At 33.1% G+C, this 20,286-nt stretch carries 16 protein-coding genes; 7 read left to right on the top strand and 9 right to left on the bottom strand.

Annotated features, from left to right (window positions below):
- Positions 1-36 precede the first annotated feature (36 nt).
- From H8R22_RS10755 to H8R22_RS10790, 8 genes are all read right to left on the bottom strand, one after another.
- Positions 37-1,317 carry an NAD(P)/FAD-dependent oxidoreductase gene (locus tag H8R22_RS10755; RefSeq protein WP_187010382.1) on the bottom strand — a complete coding sequence of 427 codons (1,281 nt, stop codon included), beginning with the start codon at positions 1,315-1,317 and terminating at the stop codon, positions 37-39.
- A gap of 189 nt (positions 1,318-1,506) precedes the next feature.
- Positions 1,507-1,893: a response regulator gene (locus H8R22_RS10760; protein WP_187010383.1), complete on the bottom strand. Its 387-nt coding sequence runs from the start codon at positions 1,891-1,893 to the stop codon at positions 1,507-1,509.
- 9 nt (positions 1,894-1,902) lie between these two features.
- A complete protein-coding gene (locus H8R22_RS10765; RefSeq protein WP_187010384.1) occupies positions 1,903-2,916 on the bottom strand; it encodes a response regulator in 1,014 nt (337 codons plus the stop codon).
- 2 nt (positions 2,917-2,918) lie between these two features.
- Positions 2,919-3,359, bottom strand: coding sequence for a response regulator (locus H8R22_RS10770; protein WP_187010385.1), 441 nt, complete (start codon positions 3,357-3,359; stop codon positions 2,919-2,921).
- 622 nt (positions 3,360-3,981) lie between these two features.
- On the bottom strand, positions 3,982-9,651 hold the full coding sequence (locus tag H8R22_RS10775) for a PAS domain S-box protein (RefSeq protein ID WP_187010386.1): 5,670 nt from the start codon (positions 9,649-9,651) through the stop codon (positions 3,982-3,984).
- 346 nt (positions 9,652-9,997) lie between these two features.
- Entirely contained in the window at positions 9,998-11,338 is a 1,341-nt protein-coding gene (locus H8R22_RS10780; protein ID WP_187010387.1) for a DEAD/DEAH box helicase, read from the bottom strand.
- A gap of 130 nt (positions 11,339-11,468) precedes the next feature.
- Complete coding sequence (locus H8R22_RS10785) at positions 11,469-13,016, bottom strand: DEAD/DEAH box helicase (RefSeq protein ID WP_187010388.1); 1,548 nt, start codon at positions 13,014-13,016, stop codon at positions 11,469-11,471.
- A 108-nt stretch (positions 13,017-13,124) separates the two neighbouring features.
- Complete coding sequence (locus H8R22_RS10790; protein WP_187010389.1) at positions 13,125-13,652, bottom strand: DUF6155 family protein; 528 nt, start codon at positions 13,650-13,652, stop codon at positions 13,125-13,127.
- 102 nt (positions 13,653-13,754) lie between these two features.
- On the opposite strand from H8R22_RS10790, the gene H8R22_RS10795 reads away from it, so the two are divergent.
- Together H8R22_RS10795 and H8R22_RS10800 are read left to right on the top strand one after the other, a co-directional pair.
- The gene (locus H8R22_RS10795; protein WP_187010390.1) at positions 13,755-14,039 is read left to right on the top strand and encodes a DUF3817 domain-containing protein; all 285 of its coding nucleotides are present in this window, start codon (positions 13,755-13,757) and stop codon (positions 14,037-14,039) included.
- A complete protein-coding gene (locus H8R22_RS10800) occupies positions 14,032-15,291 on the top strand; it encodes a mechanosensitive ion channel family protein (RefSeq protein ID WP_187010391.1) in 1,260 nt (419 codons plus the stop codon). Before H8R22_RS10795 ends, H8R22_RS10800 begins: the two co-directional genes overlap by 8 nt.
- Before the next feature lie 119 nt (positions 15,292-15,410).
- Here the strand turns inward: H8R22_RS10800 and H8R22_RS10805 are convergent, their stop codons facing one another.
- Positions 15,411-15,794 carry an acyl-CoA thioesterase gene (locus H8R22_RS10805; RefSeq protein WP_187010392.1) on the bottom strand — a complete coding sequence of 128 codons (384 nt, stop codon included), beginning with the start codon at positions 15,792-15,794 and terminating at the stop codon, positions 15,411-15,413.
- Between the two features lie 68 nt (positions 15,795-15,862).
- On the opposite strand from H8R22_RS10805, the gene H8R22_RS10810 reads away from it, so the two are divergent.
- From H8R22_RS10810 to H8R22_RS10830, 5 genes are all read left to right on the top strand, one after another.
- On the top strand, positions 15,863-16,276 hold the full coding sequence (locus H8R22_RS10810) for a glyoxalase (RefSeq protein ID WP_187010393.1): 414 nt from the start codon (positions 15,863-15,865) through the stop codon (positions 16,274-16,276).
- Between the two features lie 175 nt (positions 16,277-16,451).
- Positions 16,452-17,165, top strand: coding sequence for an esterase family protein (locus H8R22_RS10815; protein WP_187010394.1), 714 nt, complete (start codon positions 16,452-16,454; stop codon positions 17,163-17,165).
- Positions 17,166-17,204: 39 nt separating this feature from the next.
- The gene (locus tag H8R22_RS10820) at positions 17,205-18,152 is read left to right on the top strand and encodes an ATP-grasp domain-containing protein (protein WP_187010395.1); all 948 of its coding nucleotides are present in this window, start codon (positions 17,205-17,207) and stop codon (positions 18,150-18,152) included.
- A gap of 147 nt (positions 18,153-18,299) precedes the next feature.
- The gene (locus H8R22_RS10825) at positions 18,300-19,406 is read left to right on the top strand and encodes a carboxylate-amine ligase (protein ID WP_187010396.1); all 1,107 of its coding nucleotides are present in this window, start codon (positions 18,300-18,302) and stop codon (positions 19,404-19,406) included.
- 42 nt (positions 19,407-19,448) lie between these two features.
- Positions 19,449-20,279: a type 1 glutamine amidotransferase gene (locus tag H8R22_RS10830; RefSeq protein WP_187010397.1), complete on the top strand. Its 831-nt coding sequence runs from the start codon at positions 19,449-19,451 to the stop codon at positions 20,277-20,279.
- Positions 20,280-20,286 lie beyond the last annotated feature (7 nt).

The raw sequence follows: 20,286 nt of genomic DNA on the forward strand, positions 1-20,286 counted from the left end.
AATCACAATAGTCTTTTTACATTTTCATAATTATATTTAGACAGTTTTAGTCTCTGCCCTCCTTGCTTTATCAGGTCTAATGATCATTCTAAGAGAGTTGTCTTTTGCAAAATAAGAAATCATCCAGTTAAAAAAAGTTTGTATCCTGTTTCGGTATGTAATCAAAGAAACAAGGTGAATGAATAACCAAATGGCCCACGCAATAAAACCTTTAAAATGCATTTTTGGTTTTGGTAAGTCGACAACTGCTTTGTTCTTACCTATTATCGCCATTGATCCTTTATCGTTGTATTTAAAAGGTACTTGCTGTTTATTTTTTAAGGTTGCCTTGAAATTGGAGGCCAAATTAATTCCTTGCTGGATTGCAACTTGAGCCACCTGCGGATGTCCGTCAGGAAAAGCTTCATCTGTTAGTTGTAATGCTGTATCTCCGATTGCGTAAATATTTTTAGTTCCATTAACCTTATTGTAGGCATCAGTAATCATTCGCTTGCCTCTACCATAACATTCAGCAGGAATTCCTTCGAATGTCATTGCTGAAACTCCCGCAGCCCAAATTAAGTTTTTGGTTTGAATCGTTTCACCAGTAGACAGATAGACGCTATCATCTTTATAATCGACAACTTGTGTATTAAGTTTTACCACAACACCTAAGTCCGTTAATGCTTTGTAAGTATCATCTTGCGAAGCTTTGCTCATGGGTGCCAATAAAGCCGGTCCGCCGTCTATTAAATAAATATTGCTAGCAGCTGTGGCTAATTCTGGGTACTCTTTGAGAAATATATTTTTTTTAAGTTCAGCAAACATACCTGAAACCTCTACACCTGTTGGTCCACCGCCCGCGACAACTATAGTTAGAAGCTCTCTTCGTTTACGAATATCTTTGCAAATTGCGGCTTTTTCTAAGTTTTTTAAAATTGTATTTCGCATCACAATAGCGTCATTCAGCGTTTTCATGGGGATAGCGTTTTTTTTGACGTTATCCATTCCAAAATAGCTTGTTTCTGCGCCAGTAGCAAATACTAAGTGATCGTAGGTTAACTCTCCATTATGAAGGATTACTTTATTTTCTTCGGGAACAACAGCCTTTAATTGTCCTAATCGAAATTGAAGGTTTTTTTTGCCCGCAAAAAATTTTCTAAAAGGATAGCTAATGCTTGATGGTTCTAGAAAAGCGGTCGCCACTTGATATATAAGAGGTGGAAAAAAATTATAATTATTTTTATCCACAAGTGTGACACGAATATCTTTTTGATTTAACAATTCCTTTGCTAAGTTTAGTCCAGCAAACCCCCCTCCGATGATAACAATTTCCATATATTTATTTTAACTTTAAAAGAATAAAATATTTTACTAAATATACAATAAATAAAACTCCTACTAAAAACAGAAGTATTAAAATAGCGTTAAAAGAAGTTATTACTAACGATATCTATATTCGTTAAATACTATTTGACACCGTTATAAAAAATATGGATCTGTTAGAATTATAGCACGTTGGAAACCTTAGGATACATCAATAATTGAAATTAAATCCTCTTTGCTTAGCGGCTTGTGTAAAAAACCTCCTAAGAAATCGTACTGTTGTGCTTTCAGTAAGTCACTTTCGTCCGTGGACGAGGATACAATGTAAATTTTAATTGTACTATTTTTAAAAAAGTTAAGATCAACAATTTGATCTAAAAACCCCCAACCGTTTAAGATGGGCATATTGATGTCAAGTAAGACAATGATCTCTGAGTCTAGATTGGTGTTTTGCGCTAATGCCGATAGTCCAATTTGGCCATTCTCGCATTCTGTTATAAGAGCATCCGGTGCAACTCTAGTAATCATGCGTGAGGCAATCATTCTGTAAATGTTGTCATCATCGATTATGTATAATTCTTTTTTCATTTGGCTCTATTATTCTTCTTCAAAACTACTTGAATCACTAACAATGTTTTTCACAATTTGATCCATTTCATTAGTTGAAATTTTAAGTTGACTCATCCAAAACATGAATTCTTCCTGATTCTCTTTTTCTTCTTCTAACAGATTAATTATTCCCAAAATTCGAGATATAGGAGCTCTAACGACATGTGATTGCGTCCAAGCAATATTTCTTAGTTTTGCATTTTGCACTTCGATTGTACTAATGTGCTTCAATGTTTCTGAAATATCATTGGTTTGTACAATTAAACGACTGTATCCTTCACTATTAATTTCTCTGAAATAAATATTTACGTTAATCTCTTTTCCATCACTTAAAATATGAGTAAAATTATTTCTAGGAAATTCCTTATCTCTTTTAATTAAGTTGTTTCTTACCATTTGCTCCTCAACTGAGGGATGCAATTGTGTAAAATGCATTTTTAAAAAATTATGATGTGATAGACCATATTTTAATTGTGCCGCCAAATTGGCATTTAATATTTTAAGAGATTTAGAGTCTAAAAGCCAAGTAGGTTGAGGGTTAAAGTTAAAAAGATTTTCATAGTTCTGTTTTTCATGCTCTAACTGATTAATAAAGCTACTCCTATTTAAGGTGAATGTAATCGTTTTGTGTAGGATTACTGGATTTATTTCGTCTTTTACTAAATAGTCATAAAAACCCATTTGAAGACTCTTTTTAGCCATCTCCAAATCAGTATATCCAGTCAAGATAATAATTGGAATTTCAAAATTATGAGATAACATACTGTTAATTAAGGATAAGCCACCTAATTCAGGTAAGTTTAAATCCATCAAAATTAAGGAAATATTCTCCGGAGAATTTTGCAATAATTCTACGGCACTTTTATAGTCATAATTATGGATAACTTTTATATTTTGAAATTGATCTAGTAGATAGTCTTCGATTAAAACAAAATCACCTATGTTATCTTCGATTACTAAAATAGTTAAATTATCTAAATTATCTTTTATCAGTCCACTCATAATTAACTTGCCTTAGTGGTTAACTGAAGCCAAAATTGCTCTATTTTTATTATTGCTGCAAGGAATTCTACTATATTTAATGGTTTCTCTACATAGCTATTACAATGGTTTTCATATGCTTTATCAATATCTTTTTGATTAGAAGAAGTCGTAAGCATTATCACCGGAATTTTTTTTAGTTCGGGATCAGTTTTAATTTGCTGTAGGACTTCATGGCCATTAAAAATAGGGATATTAATATCTAATAAAATTAGGTCGGGTCTCTTGGCATTTAAATACTTATCTCTTTTAAAAAGAAAATCTAAAGCCTCTTGTCCATTTTTTGCAACACTTATTTCTGTTTTTACATTGCACTCTTCAAAAGCCTCCAAGGTTAGCAATACATCCCCTTCATTGTCTTCTACTAATAATATGTGGGCAAGATTTAATAAATTGGCACTCATGCGCTTTAATTTTTAATTATTTAATTGCGAAATTATTTTATTCTCCTTTCCTCAATTTTAATGCTATCATGAAAGATTAATACCTATCAATCTTGGCTTTCTTGTCGAGTAATCATAACAGTGCTACTATAACTTTTAGAGTTGTAAATTATAACAAAACTACTTAAAATAGACGAACAATACTATTCCTATTTTAAATGTGCTTTAAAGGATTTCTCCAATTTTTACGACCATAAAACATGATTATTTCTTATTAAACACGAACTTAATTAATGGGTTTGAATAGGTTCAGCATTCTATGTTGCATTATAAATCTATCCTACTTTATTTACACATCACGGTAACTATTAAACTGAATAATTTAATCCTTTTAAACTAGCAAACGCAATATAAGCAAAGTCTTTCAAAGTTTTATTTACTATTAAAAAATTATAAACTTAGTTATATTATTTTATCTGCGAATTCACTATCTTTTTTTAAGTCTGCTTTTCTAATTAACTTAAATAATTAGAATGATTAATGTGTTATATTTTAGCTTAATCGGTTCTCTAACGTAATTTTCATCTTACTAGGAGATGTTGTATTCAATAGACGTCTGCAACAAAAAACTATTTATTTTAATTTAGGAAATTTGCTTTTTAAGTAATGGCATTTCTTCATTTTTAGCAATTGTAAAATGAAAAATGCTGCCTTCTCCTACTTTTGATTCTAGCCAAATTGTACCACCCAGAAACTCGATATGTCTTTTAGCAATAGATAATCCTATTCCTGTTCCTGGATATTGCTCTACGTTATGTAATCTTTGAAAAATTACGAATATCTTATCATGAAATTGAGGGTCAATACCTATACCATTGTCTCTAATAGTAAATGACCAGGAAGTCTTTTTATCTACTACCTTTATTACAATTTCAGGTTGCTTGTCTTGTTCCGAATATTTGATAGCATTATCTAAAATACAATTAAATATTTGCGTTACTGCTGCTCTGTAAGTGATCATGACAGGTAGATGGTCTGATGTAATAACTACTTTTTTCTCAGTTATTATTTTTCTTCTAAGGGTATTAAATTCGGTAATAATATCATTAAAATCTACTTTCTGTTTTCCTTCAGCAGGTTTATTTGCTCTGGAGTAGTCAAGAAGATCTAAAATGATTTGTTTCATTCTTATGGCACCATCTGTTGCATAATGAATGTATTTATGTCCTTTTTCGTCAAGAAGATCACCATATTTTCTTTGTAACAAATCCATAAAACTAGTAATCATTCGCAGAGGCTCTTGTAAATCATGCGATGCTACAAAGGCAAATTGCTCTAGTTCCTCATTGGAACGCTTTAACTCAAAAGATTGTAGCTGAAGCGATTGGTTTAACTCATTTAATTTTATGGTCATGTTCTTTTCCTCTGATATGTCAGTCATCGCTCCTACCATTCGCGTAGCTTTACCATTCTTATTTCTAATAATTATTCCTTGATCCGCTACGTAGATAATCTCACCTTGTTCGTTAAAAATTCGATACTCTAGTTCCCATCGATCACAGTTAGGATCACTAATAGCGTGTTGAATACTTTTTTGTATAGTATCAAGATCGTCTATATGAAATTTATCCCTCCAAAAATCATTATTAGTCATTAACTTAAGAGTATCCTTACCAAAAAAGTTTTCCACCGCTTTAGAACGATAAAAAGTTTCATTTATTAAATCCCAATCCCAAATAGCATCCTTGGTAGCTTCCGTAACTTTTTCAAATCTTTCGTTTGCTGCAACTAATCTAATATCACCTTCTTTTCGTAGCGTTATATCCTTAAAATAAACAGATAATCCTTCTTCAGAGGGATATGCAGAGACCTCTAGCCACTTATTTACTGTCGAATAATGTGCTTCGAAAGAAGTTACTTCTTTAGTAAGAACGGCTTTCTGATATTGATTGTAAAATTCAGTACCAACTACATCTGGATATTCATCCCATAAATGTTTGCCAACAATTTTATCTCTTTCTCTACCTAATACTACTTCAGCCTCCTTATTCCAGTAGGTTACAATCCAATTTTTATCAAATGAACAGAATGCATCTCCAATACTCTCTAGAATCTCGTTTTTTTCTTTAAATGCTTTTTGCAGTTTTTCTCCAGCAAGTTTCTTATCATTAATATCTTGTAAACTACCAAATACCCTTACCCTCCTGTTTTTTATAGTTTCACTATTTCCAATAATTCTAACCCATTTAATAGATCCTTTACATGTTTTAATTAAAATTTCCTCATCAAATGGCAATCCATGTTTAATTAAGTTTGAAATAGCCTCTGTAACTTTATCTTTATTAGTACCCTCGTAAAATTCCAATCCACTAGTCAAAGTAGGATTATAATTACTCTCGACTTCTAAAATATTCTTGACCAATGGTGACCAATACATAGCGTCACCTTGTTGATTAATAAGATCTAATTCCCAACTTCCTATACGAGCTAATTCAGTTGTCTGTTCTAATAAAACTTCATTTTTAGCTTCCTGCGTAACATCTAATATAATTGAATTGTAGGTAATCGTTCCATCTGTCAAAAAATTAGGGCTTCCGTAACCAAGGTGTGTACGTATTTCTCCAGAAGGTGTGACATATTTATATCGACAAGTCCACTTCGTTTTTGTCTTTATAGATTTTAAAATACTATCCTTTACAATATCATATTCTCCACCTTCTTTTATTTGATGCCACACCAAACTTATATTTTGAGTTACCTCCTCAGCACTAAACCCCCACAATTCGTGTACTTCACCTGAAACATATTGTAACGTATCTGACCCATCCTGATTTATCAAATATTGATAAACTACACCAGGTAAATTTTGTGAAATTGATAAGAGTCGGTTTTCGGTTTCTTTTGATGAGCTAATATCATGAATACTACCATAAATACGCTGAAAACGTCCCTCAATTTCTTCTGCATTTCCAATTACGCGAACCCATTTCTCCTTTTTATTTGCCGTTACAATTACAAGTTCGAAATCAAACGATTGTCCTGTTTTTACACATTCATTGAACTTAAGTAATGCGTAATCATAAAAATCTTTTCTACAAAACGACAAAGTGCTTGCAAGTTCAGGTATATGAGTAGTACTATCAGTTTCAACTATTCGATGTACCATTTCAGACCAAGTTAGTTTTCCACTAGTCAAATCAAGCTCCCAACTACCAATTTTAACTTGTTGTACTACCTGTTGTAATAACTCTTCATTTTTAACATCAACTGTCACGTCTAGGATAACAGAATTAATAATAACAGTACCATCAGATAAAAAGGTTGGAGAACCATACCCTAGGTGATTTCTTAACTCTCCATTTGGCATCATGTATTTCCAGGTAGCTGTCCATTTTGACTTTGATTCTATCGCATCGTATATACTTTTATTTATTTTATCTATTTCACCTCCAGCCTTTATTTGATCCCAAACCAATTGATTATTATTAACAACTAAATCAGCCTCAATGCCCCAAATCTGTAAAGAGCCTTTCGTTACGTATTTTAAACTGTCTGTCCCATCGGGGTGTATTACGTATTGGTATACAACACCTGGTATATTATCTGATAGCGATTGTAGCCTCAGCTCAGCCTCTTTGCGCTCGCTGATATCTTGAAAACTACCATAAATGCGTTGACATTCCCCGTTAAGTAGCTCAGCTGTTCCAATACAACGAACCCATCTTTCTTTTTTAGTAGTAGTCACTATAACCGCTTCATAATCGAACGATTCTCCTTTTTGAATACACTTCTTAATATGTAGTGCTACACTTTCTTTAAAATCATCTCTATAGAAACTTAACCCTGTTTTTAGGCTTGGACAAAATGTTTTTGCGTCTGTCTCATGCAATTGATGTACTTCAACAGACCAAAATATTTCTTCATTTATAAGATCAAATTCCCAACTACCAATTTTGGCTAAATTATTAGATTGTTGGATTAAATTTCTTAACTTTTTCTCTGAAGTAACATTTTTTCCAACCGCATAAATGACACCTTCTTCAATTGAAGGGTTGCTATTCCAACTTATCCAAATAGTTTCTCCATTTTTATTTAAAAATCGATTCTCAAATTCATAGACTGCTTCTCCCTTTTCCAGCTTATTCATTTCTATAAAAGTACTTTCACGATCATCAGGATGTACAAATTCTATTAAATTATGAAATAGAATTTCCTCTTTAGCGTAGCCCAGTAGTTCACAACCCCATTTATTGATTTTTAAAAATTTCCCATTAAAATCTGATAAGCATAAAACATCAGGTATCGCGTTAAACAAGTGGCTTAAATCATTTTCAAGCTGCTTTCTAATTAATTCAGAGCCTACAAATTGTTCTATCTTTTTAAATATCCTACTGTAGTTTTTAAAATATTGAGATTTGTTTTTTATTCCTATTAGTAGTAAGCCAACGACTTCCTCATTGTAAATTAAGGGAATCCCTAATATGGTTTGTAAACCTATAGTTTTTGCAGCATCGCGACGAACAAACTCCTCATTGTTACAAACATCATCCCAAAGTAATTGTTTTTTATTTGCCCATACTTTACCAACCAAGCCTTCATTACGAGAAACCTTGTTTAGTTGTATTTCATGTTGATAAAATAGTTCGTCAGAAGGCAAAGCTGTGTAATGAGAGAGCAGTTTCATTTCGCTTTTTTCTTGATTTAAAGACCAAGCTTCGACCAAGTCAAAGTTCCCAAAATTACTTATGGATTCACATAAACCTGTGAGACTATTCAAGAGATTATTTTGGATGCTAAAGTTGCTACTAATTTGGGAAAGTAAATCTTTTTCTAATACCTGTATCTTTTGTTCTGTAACATCTCTTAGAACAGAGACCCAATGTGTGTATTGACCATCATGGTCTGTTACTGGACTTATAGCAAAATTTGCCCAAAATTCTTCACCCGCTTTATTGTAATTTATAGTAGTTATTTCGCAAGTCTCGAATTTAGAGATAGCTTTGCTTACTTTATCTAATTCTTTCCTTTCTGTATTAGGACCTTGTAATATACGGGGTGTTTTACCTATTATATCTATTGGTAAGTACCCGGTCATAGAAGTAAAGGCCTCATTGACAAAAATAATTTTAGGATCTAGTCCTTTATTACTTGGTTCTACTTCTGTAATGACAATCGCATCTTTGGAATTAGTTATAACACTTTCAAAAAGTTTTAATTTTTGTTGCTCCTTGATTTTTTTTGTAACATCACGTGAATTTGCAACAATTCCGTTCACTTCTGGAATATCTAACATGTTAGTCAAAACTGTTTCTATCCACCTCCACTCTTTGTTGCTGTCTAAAAAGCGAAATGGTTTTACATTTACTTTTTTCTGACTATAAATTTTGTTTAAACTCTTTAAATTAGCCTCTAAATCCTCCGGATGTATAAAATCTGTAGTTTTCCTACCCAATATTTCTTCAGGTGATATACCTAAGATAGTTTTACATGTTGGACTAACATAAGTGTAATAACCATCTTTATTTACTATACTAAAAACATCAGACCCTTCTTGAACGAGAGCTTTAAAACGTAATTCACTATTAAACAATGAGTTATCCTGTTTAGCTTTTTCCTCATCAGCTCTTGCTACACAATACATAAGATTATCACCATCACTCCATTTCGCAGTCCAAAAATTGTATGCTGTTGCACCATTTTTTGTCTTGTACCTATTTGTAAATGATTTAATTACTTTATCACTGTAAATATCAATTGCGGCAGCATTAGTCTTGTTAATGTCTTCCTCTATAACTAAGTCTACAAATGATTTTCCTTCAAGCTCTTCCGGTAAGTATCCCCAAAGTTGTTTTGAAGCCTCACTTACATAAACAAATTTACCTTCCTTGTTAATACTACATAAAACGTCTAAAGAAGCGTTCACCATTTTTTTATAATCAGGTTGACTTGCTTTTAAGGCCTCACAAACTTGACTGATTGCTAAAAAACATTCTTGTTCTCTAAAAATGATTTTATAACCATTGACCACTTGGTAAAGTGTTTCTCCTGAATTAGTAAGAAATTGGAATTTCCCTAGTTGTATGTAACCGCTTTTATTGTGAATTGAAGCGTGAGCATCTATAAATGCTTCTTGCTCTTTTTCAACTATAAAGTTAGTAACGTCACTATTAATTAATGAATTACTGCTGTGACCAAATTGTTGTGTTGCCGCCGAGTTAACATCGAGTATTATGAAAGTCTCTAATTCATAAATCCAACACGACAGTGGATTATCATAAAATAGACTGCTAAAACCAAAGAAATCGTTTTTCATATATTTTAATTAACCTGAAATGATGCGAATTTATAGAAACTAAGTTTAGTAAAAATGATTTTTGAAATCTAGGTATCAACAATCCTCTTTAGTACAACTAATTATAATAAAAGCACCATTAAATTGGATGCGTAATGACATGACTCTTTATAAGCCTACCAAAAAGCACGTTGTAATCAAGACCATTCTTACTTTTTCTTATGGAAAAATAATACCTTGCTAAAATATAAAAAGTTCATTATAAATAACAAGACTTCTAGAAATATGTGTGCTCCGTAAAATAAAAAAAACCATTACGGAACTTGTATAAGTTGTGTAATGGTTTTTTATTGAATTCTAGAAGAATTTACTTTTTCATTTTTTGTCTTTTAACGGGTTTTTCAGCTGGTTCATTTTTGTTCTGCAACAAATAATTAGCCAAAAGTTTTTCTATCAACTCATCCTTTGTAAGGTGATGAAAGACTGTTTTTATTTTTGTTTTTAATTCAGCATCAACATCATGGTTGGGTTTTGTTTTAAAAATTTGTTTTGCCCATAATAAGGTATTGTTTTCTTCGATACTTGAAGCCGAAGGTTTCTTGAACTTACTGAATTTAATACCTAGTTCTTTTTCAAAATCAACAATTTCTTTTTCTTCCTCAGGCTGTAAAACAGTTAAAGATAAACCCTTTGCTCCTGCTCTAGCTGTACGTCCACTGCGATGCACGTAAGATTCATAGACATCTGGTAAGTGATAGTTTACTACGTACGAAATTTCCTTTACATCAATTCCTCTCGCCGCCAAGTCAGTGGCTACTAAGATATTGATATGTCCTTCACGAAATTGCTCCATGATACGATCTCTAATTCCTTGTGACAAACTTCCATGCAAAGCACCTGATGAAAAGCGGTTAATTGCCAAATTTTTTGCAAGTTTGTTTACTGCTGCCTTTGTTTTACAAAATATAATTCCGCGTTCTCCTTCTTTCGAATTTAAAAAGTGCATCAAAACATCTAGTTTCTCGATAGGATCGACCACTATATATTCGTGATCAATATCCTGATTCCCTACAGTTTCCATACTTGCACTTACTTGTACTACATTTTTGTTCAAGTAATTCTGCACCAATTGTTTGATGGTCCCCGGCATAGTTGCTGAGAACAAAATCGTTTTATGATCCTTAGGTAATTCAGCTACTATTTCGTCTAAACTTTCTTTTAAGATACTGACCATTTCATCAGCCTCATCTAGAACTAAAAAGTTGGTTTCCTTCAGATTGATTGCTTTTCGTTGAATCAAGTCAATTAAACGTCCTGGTGTGGCTACAACTATATGAGTTGGATTCGTCAAGCGTTCTATTTGGGGTTTTATAGGTATTCCTCCACAAGTTGCTGCTATCGAAACATCAGGTAAAAACTGCGAAAAAGCTTCTAAATTAGTAAAAATTTGTTGCCCTAATTCTCTTGTTGGAACTAATATTACAGCTTGAACGTGTGCCTTATTTGTATCAATTAATTGTATAAGTGGTAATCCAAAAGCAGCCGTTTTTCCCGTTCCTGTTTTAGCAAGTCCTACTACATCTGTTTTATTAGCTAATAATAGCGGAATTGCTTTTTGCTGAATCTCTGTTGGCGTTACAATTTTCAATTCGCTTAACGCTTTGCAAATTGGTGCCGAAATTCCAAGATCTGAGAATTGTTTTGACATATGTTGTGGATGTATTATTTTATGAAAATGTGATTGATGTGCAACTTTCTAGCCCTGATGGAAACGATATCCTCTTGTGTTGGTGTTCACCACAAGAGATAAAGTGTACAGCAGGAAAAAGCTCCTTATTTTACTCCTCGTCATCAGGCTCATTCATGATTTTCTCACGATACTTTTTACCTAGTAACAAAGTTAGTTTTAATTTGTAATCGTCAATTAGCCATTCACGATAGTTTTTACTGCACTGGCTCAAACATTTTGAATAGCGCTTGATACGACAATCAATATCATCATCAAGTTCCTTAGCTAATGCTTTTGCTTCCTGCAGCGTCTCTGTATTGTAAACGCACATGGTACTGTGTTGCTCTAAAGATTTCTCTAGCACAACCTTTGAACGTAAATTTTGCTTGATGGCGAGCTTATGTTCTTCGTCTATGTCAAAAGTAACATCTTCAGTATTACTAAATTTAGCGCGTAATTCAGGTGGCATTGAATACTTAAAATAAAGTTCAATCTCAGTGTCGTCACGCAGATTTTCTAAATAGAATTCCGGAGATTTAAAAATATGTTGCCAGTTTACCGGCTCACTCCATAGACCAAAACGAGCTGCATTATTACCTAAATCAATCACCGTAAAATCATCCTTGTTAGGTAGTTTACGAGAACCACGACCAATCATTTGGTAATACAAGGTTAAGGATTTTGTTGCTCTATTTAATATGATTGTTTCTACAGTAGGTTCATCAAAACCTGTGGTAAGAATTCCCACTGACGTTAAAATAGCATCAGGTGTATGTTTGAACCAATGCAAAATGTCCTTACGTTCCTCTGCATTACTAGTATTATCTAAGTGACGTATTGGATAGCCTGCTTCCCTAAAAGTTTCATATACATACAATGAAGTATTGATTCCGTTATTGAAAATTAGGGTCTTTTTACCTAATGATTTCTCAGTATAGGCGTGTAACAGTTTCTCTTGCATGTGCATGTTAGTGTACAAATCATCAGAGGATTTTACTGTGTAATCTCCATTAATACCTACTTTAAGAGAAGTTAACCCTACATCGTAGCTATAGGTTGTTGCTCGAGCCAAAAACCCATTGTTAATTAACGAACTAATAGTGTCACCTACGATTAATTCATCGTAGCTTTCGTGCATTGGTAATTTAATATTAGAACTTAATGGCGTTGCCGTTACTCCTAAAATAAACGCGTTTGTAAAGGAACTTAGTAATTTCCTGAAAGAGTTGTAATGGGCCTCATCAATAATTACTAAACCTACGTTGTCAAGGTGTAATTTTTCGTCGTAAATACGATTTTTAAGGGTTTCTACCATGGCAACAAAACACGAAAAATCATTTTGATCTGGTAACTCCTTTACCTTACTGTTAATGATCTTGTTTTTTACTCCAAAACCTTTAAGCATCTTTGATGTTTGCTTACAAAGCTCGATTCGGTGCGTTAAAACAACGACCTTTAAATCGTGCTTGGATAAATAACGACGAACAATTTCAGAGAAAATAACTGTTTTACCACCACCGGTAGGAAGCTGGTAAAGCAGGTGATGTTGTTTAGGTCCGTTATCGATACGTTCAAATATAGCATCGATGTCACCTTGTTGGTATGCATAAAGTTCTTTTCTGTCTTCTTTTTCTATTTCTATAGTATTTTCAAACATTGTTTTTTGTTGGGTTTTTGCAAAAATACGTCTAAAAAACAGTTTATCGGGTATATTTAATTGAAAATATCCCGATGTCATTAAATAATTTTGATTAACGGAATCTACTTAATCCTCTATTTTCTCTAGCGCCGCAACAAATCCCTCCTTGTTTTGCCACCGTTGTGTAGTGGTTTCATTACTTATAGAAATTAGCCGAGACTTGAAATCGGTTACCATTCCGTTTGCTATCGAAAACCGAATCACTTGCTCAAAATAGGTTAACATACTTTTAAAAAACAACTCTTGTTTAATAAAATGATCTACAGAATAAGCTTGTGCTATTTCAATTTGATAACACATAGCGTCAGCAATTACATACGGGTCTACGCCCAAAAGGATAAAATGCTTGATCATTTTTTGAGCCACAGAACGACGCATTTTAGGTCTTCGCTTTATTTTGCCTTTTTGAATTGGAAAATATTCATGTGAGACTTTAACTTTATATTCCTGCAAGAGTGCATTTTCGTTTGGGTTAAAAACAAAGTTATAATAAACCTTTACGGGAATAAATTTCTCATAAAGCGCTACCATTTGCTCCTCGAGTTGTTCTTTAGTCAAATCTTTTAGATACTTTTTTAATTCTCGCTTGCTCATTATCAAAGTTTAGGATTACAAAAGTAAATTAGTTTAGGTTGTAATACCCAAAAAATGAATCATAATACTTAATTTTGGCCTAAATCAAATAAAATAAATGCAATGTTAAAGGTTTTCAAGGTTACAGCCATTCTAGAAGGAATATCTTATTTAGTGTTAATTGCTAATATGCTTATCCTTAAAACGTATAATCCTGACTTGTATCATGTTATTCTTAGGCCTTTTGGTATGGCTCACGGATTTTTATTTATTGCATATATCATTTTAGCTATCTTATTAAAGAAACAGCAAAATTGGAATTATCCGACTTTGGGGATTATTTTAGCTGCATCATTAATTCCGTTTGGAACTTTTTATATCGAAAAGAAATACTGTAAAAATGTTTAAAGCAGCTTCTAAAATATTTACTTTACTCTATCCTTTTTTTAGAAAAATAGGGATGAATTATACTTTTGCTTCCTACATTAGTTTAGTGATTAACATTGCTATACTGTGCTTACTTGCTTATAGTATATATATTGTTTTCAGGCTGTTACTGGTTACAATAATGGTTTTTATTGCCCGACGAACAAAAACACGTTTTGATGATTTATTAGTAACTAATAAAACAGCAAAATACATAGCTCACTTGATTCCTTTGTTATTCATCTACAAATCAGTACCCGTTATTTTAGAAAAATATGAGTATTGGGAAGGTGTTTTTGGCAAACTTGTAGGCATCTATATTGTGATACTTGTTCTATGGATTATTAGAACAATTTTTAATGCCTTGCGAGATTATTTAAAGCTAAAGCCTCGTTACAGTGATAAGCCTATCGACAGTTTCATTCAGGTAATCATGATCCTGCTTTGGATAGTAGGTATTATTATTATTATTTCCAGATTATTCGAGATAGGACATACAGAATTACTGACTACTTTTGGAGCTGTTTCGGCTTTAATAATATTGATTTTTAGAGATATTATTTTAGGATTTGTCGCTAGTGTTCAAGTATCTGTAAACGATATGATTCGTATTGGCGACTGGATTACAATGGAGAAATTTGGCGCAGACGGAGATGTGATTGAAATTAATTTAACCACTGTTAAGGTTCGGAATTTTGACAATACCACCACCACGATTCCTACCTACAGCTTAAGCTCTGATTCGTTTCAGAACTGGAGAGGAATGTTAAATTCTGATGGAAGACGAATTAAAAGACACATTTTAATCAAAACCAGTAGTATTCGTTTTTTGAATGATTCGGAATTAGATAATCTAAAAAACATCAACCTTATTACCGCTTATATAGATAGCCGTAAAGCGGAGATTAATAATTACAATACGGATCGTGGCATTGATAAATCGATTGCCATTAACGGTCGAAACATGACAAATATGGGCGTTTTTAGAAAGTATATTATGCAATACTTAGCTAATCATCCCGCCATCAATCAAGAAATGTTACTGATGTGTCGTCAATTGCAATCTACTGTAAACGGGGTACCTTTAGAGATTTATGCTTTTACAAGCGATAAAAGATGGGAAAGTTATGAATATGTAATGTCTGATGTTTTTGACCATATTATTGCATCTGTTCCCTATTTTGGATTGGAAGTGTTTGAACTACCGTCTAAAGTTACAATTACAAAGTCCTAGTACTTACATTCACCGGAATGAAATAACAATAAAGTTTTTAATCTTGTACAAAAACCCATATACACACTATTTAGATATTGTATTTATCAAGCAGTAGTTAAAAAGATTTAAAAAAAAAATTACACTCTATTTTTTACAAATTCTATTTCAGTTTTTCCATGAGGTTTGGGTTTTCCGTCTGCATCTAAATTGACCATTGTCGTAGTATCAATTGAAATAATTGTTTCTCGAGTCATCATATTTCTTGCTTCACATTTGAGCGTAAGCGAACTTTTACCGAATTTAACAACGTCAATACCAATCTCAATAATATCGCCTTGCTTGGCTGAGCTTCTGAAATTAATTTCGGACATGTGCTTAGTAACAACTCTGGAGTTTTCTAATTGAATAATGGTATATAAAGCCAACTCCTCGTCTATCCAAGCTAAAAGTTGTCCACCAAATAAAGTTCCGTTTGGATTTAAATCTTCGGGTTTAACCCATTTTCTAGTATGAAAGCGCATAAACATTTTTTTAGTAACGCTAAAGTAACTCATCTCAATAAAATTTTCTTTATTTTTAAGAAAAAAAAATGATCGAAAGAGATACATTCATAAAGGATTTAAGAGGGCAAACAATAGGCTCCATAAGTACTGATTCCTCCGCAGAAGAAATTTTCCAAAATAGAGTTCTCAGGCCCATTTTAAAACTTCAGAACGACTTATTTATAGCCTCATTTAAAAATTACATCACAAAGTACAAAGGAGATTTTTATAATCTTACCATTGATAAGCGCTTAGGCGTAATTGAAAATGCTCTTCAAAAAGATGTAAAATACCGAAATACTTTAAAAGGAATGGTCATAGGACTTTTCACCATGGAGGAATATTTATTGTATAGTAATAATTCTTCCAATCTGAGTAAACGGATGATGACTATGTTGCTAGAGCGATTAAAAAGTCAGGTTCAACTATTTGATCAACCCAGAGACATAGAAAAAAAGTAAAATCAGCGGATTTAATTTTATGAATATCGCAATATACTAGGTGGACACACCAGTAAAATTAAAGTATTATAAGTTATTGATAATCTGATTTGTAAAAAACATTAAAAGAAGCAACACAATGACATAATATGTTATTGGCACACTTTTTTTCGTTATTATTGTTTAAAACAAAGTTATGAAAGAGGAATATTTTAAATGGTATTCACCAAACCTATACAGAGAAGTTGAAATGTTAGTTTTTGGACATGCAGGTTATCCTGTAGTTTTATTTCCAACTTCCATGGGAAGCTTCCACGAAAACAAGGATATGGGACTTATTGAGTCGGCAAGATGGTTTGTTGAGCAAGGATTAATTCAAATTTATTGCCCAAGCAGTGTTGATAAAGATAGTTTTTACAACAAGAATATTCATCCCGTACACCGTATAGAAAATCATGTTAGGTATGATAAAATGATTTGTCACGAAATTGTAGAAAAAGTAAAGAACAATACCCATTCTGGCAAAGTAGCGATGGCAGGGTGCAGCTTTGGAGGCTATCATGCCGCCAATTTTGCGTTTAGACATCCCGGTTATGTAAGTCATTTATTTTCAATGGGTGGAGCATTTGAGATAAAAAGTTTTCTAGACGGATTTCATAACGACGATGTATTTTACAATAGCCCACTTGATTACTTATCTGGTCTTGAAGATCATGAATTATGGAACATGGATATTGTTCTAGGAACTTCCAATTGGGACATTTGTTATGATGCGAATTTGAAACTTCATAAAGTTCTAAATGACAGAGGAGTCCAGCATTGGCTTGATGTGAGAGCTGATCGAAAACATGATTGGCCTGTTTGGAAAGAAATGTTTCCGCATTATTTATCCCGAATCAAGTTTTTTTAATCCCACAAATAATAAGTTTAAAATATAAAAAACAGAGCAATGAAGAAAATTGGAATATTATTTGGAATGGAAGACACTTTTCCACAGGCCTTTATAGATAGAGTAAATTCAAAAAACGAAAAGGATATTATTGCTGAAGCAGTTAGTATTGATATGGTGGTTCAAAACAAAGACGGAGATTATGCCGTAATTATTGACCGTATATCTCAAGATGTACCTTTTTACAGAGCTTATTTAAAAAACGCTGCTTTAACTGGAACTAACGTGATTAATAATCCGTTTTGGTGGAGCGCTGATGATAAATTTTTTAATAATTCATTAGCCGATACCTTAGGTGTGCCACTACCTAATACTGTTTTACTACCCTCTGCAGAGCACCCTACAGATACAACGGGCAAATCTTTCCGCAATTTAAAATACCCCATGAACTGGGAAGCCATTTTTGACTATATTAAATTCCCTGCTTATATGAAGCCTTATGCTGGTGGTGGCTGGAAAAATGTATATCGTTTAGAAAACAAAGAAGAGTTTTGGGAAAAGCATCAAGAAACAGGACAACTAGTAATGCTTTTGCAAGAAGAAATTATATTTACTGAATACTTTAGAGTGTATTGCCTTGGTTGCAAAGCGGTGAAAATTATGCAATACGAGCCCCGAAATGAGCCCCACTTGCGTTATGTTTTAGATGGACCTCCAGTTGATAAAAAATTATTAGCCTCTATAAAGGACTACACTCTAAAGCTTTGTAAAGGCCTAGGATACGATTTCAACACGGTAGAGTTCGCGGTTAGAGACGGTATTCCATACGCCATTGATTTTGGAAATCCAGCACCTGATGCAGACGTTAACTCTGTTGGAGCAGAAAATTTTGAATGGGTGGTTGAAGAGTCTGCAAAGATCGCTATCGCTGCTGCTAAAAAACAAAAACCTGGAAAAATTAACTTGACTTGGGGAACCTTTATGAAAGAGGCTATTGCGACAAAATAATAATGTGATACACTCAAATATCTAGCCCAGATAGTAATAGAAATCCTAGTGAGGCTCCAGTTAGCTACCTGTATGGCGAGGTTGATTGTAACAGATAGATACGAGCGAAGCGAACTGACGAAGTAAATAGCTTCTAAAAAATTAAAGATGAAAAAATTACCTGTTTTTACCCTTGGCGTAGAAGAAGAATACCAAATCATTGATCCGGTTACGAGAGATTTGCGCTCTCATTTATCAAAAATAGTTGATGGTGCAAAAATTATATTAAATGAGCAAGTTAAGTCTGAGATGCACCAATCGGTTGTGGAAGTTGGAACAAATATTTGCAAAAATGTTCATGAAGCCGAAAAGGAAATTAAATTCTTGCGATCTAAAATAGTTGAATTAGCTGATAAGCAAGATTTGATTGTTGGTGGTGCTGGAACACATCCCTTTTCTAAATGGCAAGACCAACCCATTACTGATGATCCTCGTTATCACATGATTGTCAACGAAATGCAGGATGCCGCACGCTCTAATTTAATTTTTGGTATGCACTGTCATGTTGGTATTGAAAATAGAGAAATTGGCTTGCAATTAATGAATCAAGCTTGTTATTTTTTACCCCATATATTTGCACTTTCGACTAATTCTCCTTTTTGGGAAGGAAGACAAACTGGATATAAATCGTTTAGAACAAAAGTTTTTGATAAATTTCCCAGAACTGGTTTACCAGAATATTTTGAGTCAGTTGCTGCCTATGACAATTTCTTGGAAACCTTGGTGAAAACAAACTGTATTGATAATCCAAAGAAAATTTGGTGGGACTTGCGCTTGCATCCCTTTTATGACACGATCGAATTTCGAATTTGCGATATGTGTTTAACGGTGGAGGAAACCATGTGTATAGTATCTGTAATACAGGCTATTGTAGCTAAATTATATAAACTAAATATGCACAATATGAGCTTTAACACCTATCGTCCTGCATTGATTAAGGAAAATAAGTTTAGAGCCGCTCGATACGGAATTGAAGGATCCATGATTGATTTTGGTCTTCAGAAGGAAGTAGAAACTCGTATTTTACTTGTTGAACTCTTAGAATTCGTAGATGATGTTGTGGATGAATTAGGTAGTAGAGACCATATTAATTATGTACACCAAATTCTAAAAAATGGTACTGGAGCAGCTAAACAACTAGCCGTTTTTGAAGAAACAAAAGACTTAACAAAAGTAGTTGATTTTATAACGAGTGAATTTACAAAGGGCTTATAGCATAATAGTTTATCTTTGTGATTTACCATATAAAAAATAAAAATGAGCACTAAAAAGATCACGATTGCACTTCTAGATATGTATGACGGTGTACCAAATCAAGGAATGCGTTGTATCATAGATATAATAAGTAGGTTCGAACCTATTGTAGGTTTTAAAATTTTTGATGTTAGAGGAAAAGGTGAACTACCTGAAATTAGCAAATACGATATTTATATTTCTACGGGTGGACCCGGAAATCCCTTAGTAGGAGATGGTAATTGGGATGTGAAGTATTATAGCTTTATTGATGAATTAAACACGTGGAATGCTGAAAACAACATTAAAAAGCACGTTTTGTTTATTTGTCATTCGTTTCAAATGGCTTGCAAGCATTTTGGTCTTGCTGAAATAACCAAAAGAAACGATACCTCATTTGGTGTAATGACTATGCATAAAACAAAAGAGGGCTTACATGATTCTCTTTTTGAAGGATTAGCGGATCCATTTTATGCAATAGACTCTAGAGATTATCAGGTTGTTCAACCCAATTTGAATGTTTTTAAGAAAAAGGGAGCCACAATCATTTCATTAGAAAAAATAAGAGATCACGTTCAATATGAACGCGCTATCATGGCGGTACGCTTTACGCCATATTTTGTAGGAACTCAATTTCATCCAGAGGCTGATCCTATTAGTTTTATTTCTCATTTACGAAACAAGGAAGCCAAAGATAGAATCAGAGAAATGAAAGGGAAAAGAAAGTTTAGGAATATGTTAGAAGACCTTTTAGACGATGACAAAATTTATCGAACAAACGAAACATTAATTCCTAATTTTCTGAGAACTGCAATAAATGATTTGATTAGGACTAAAAAAATAATGTCAAATTAATCCACCT

This window comes from Flavobacterium kayseriense, from assembly GCF_014305095.1.
Classification (GTDB): Bacteria; Bacteroidota; Bacteroidia; order Flavobacteriales; family Flavobacteriaceae; genus Flavobacterium; species Flavobacterium kayseriense.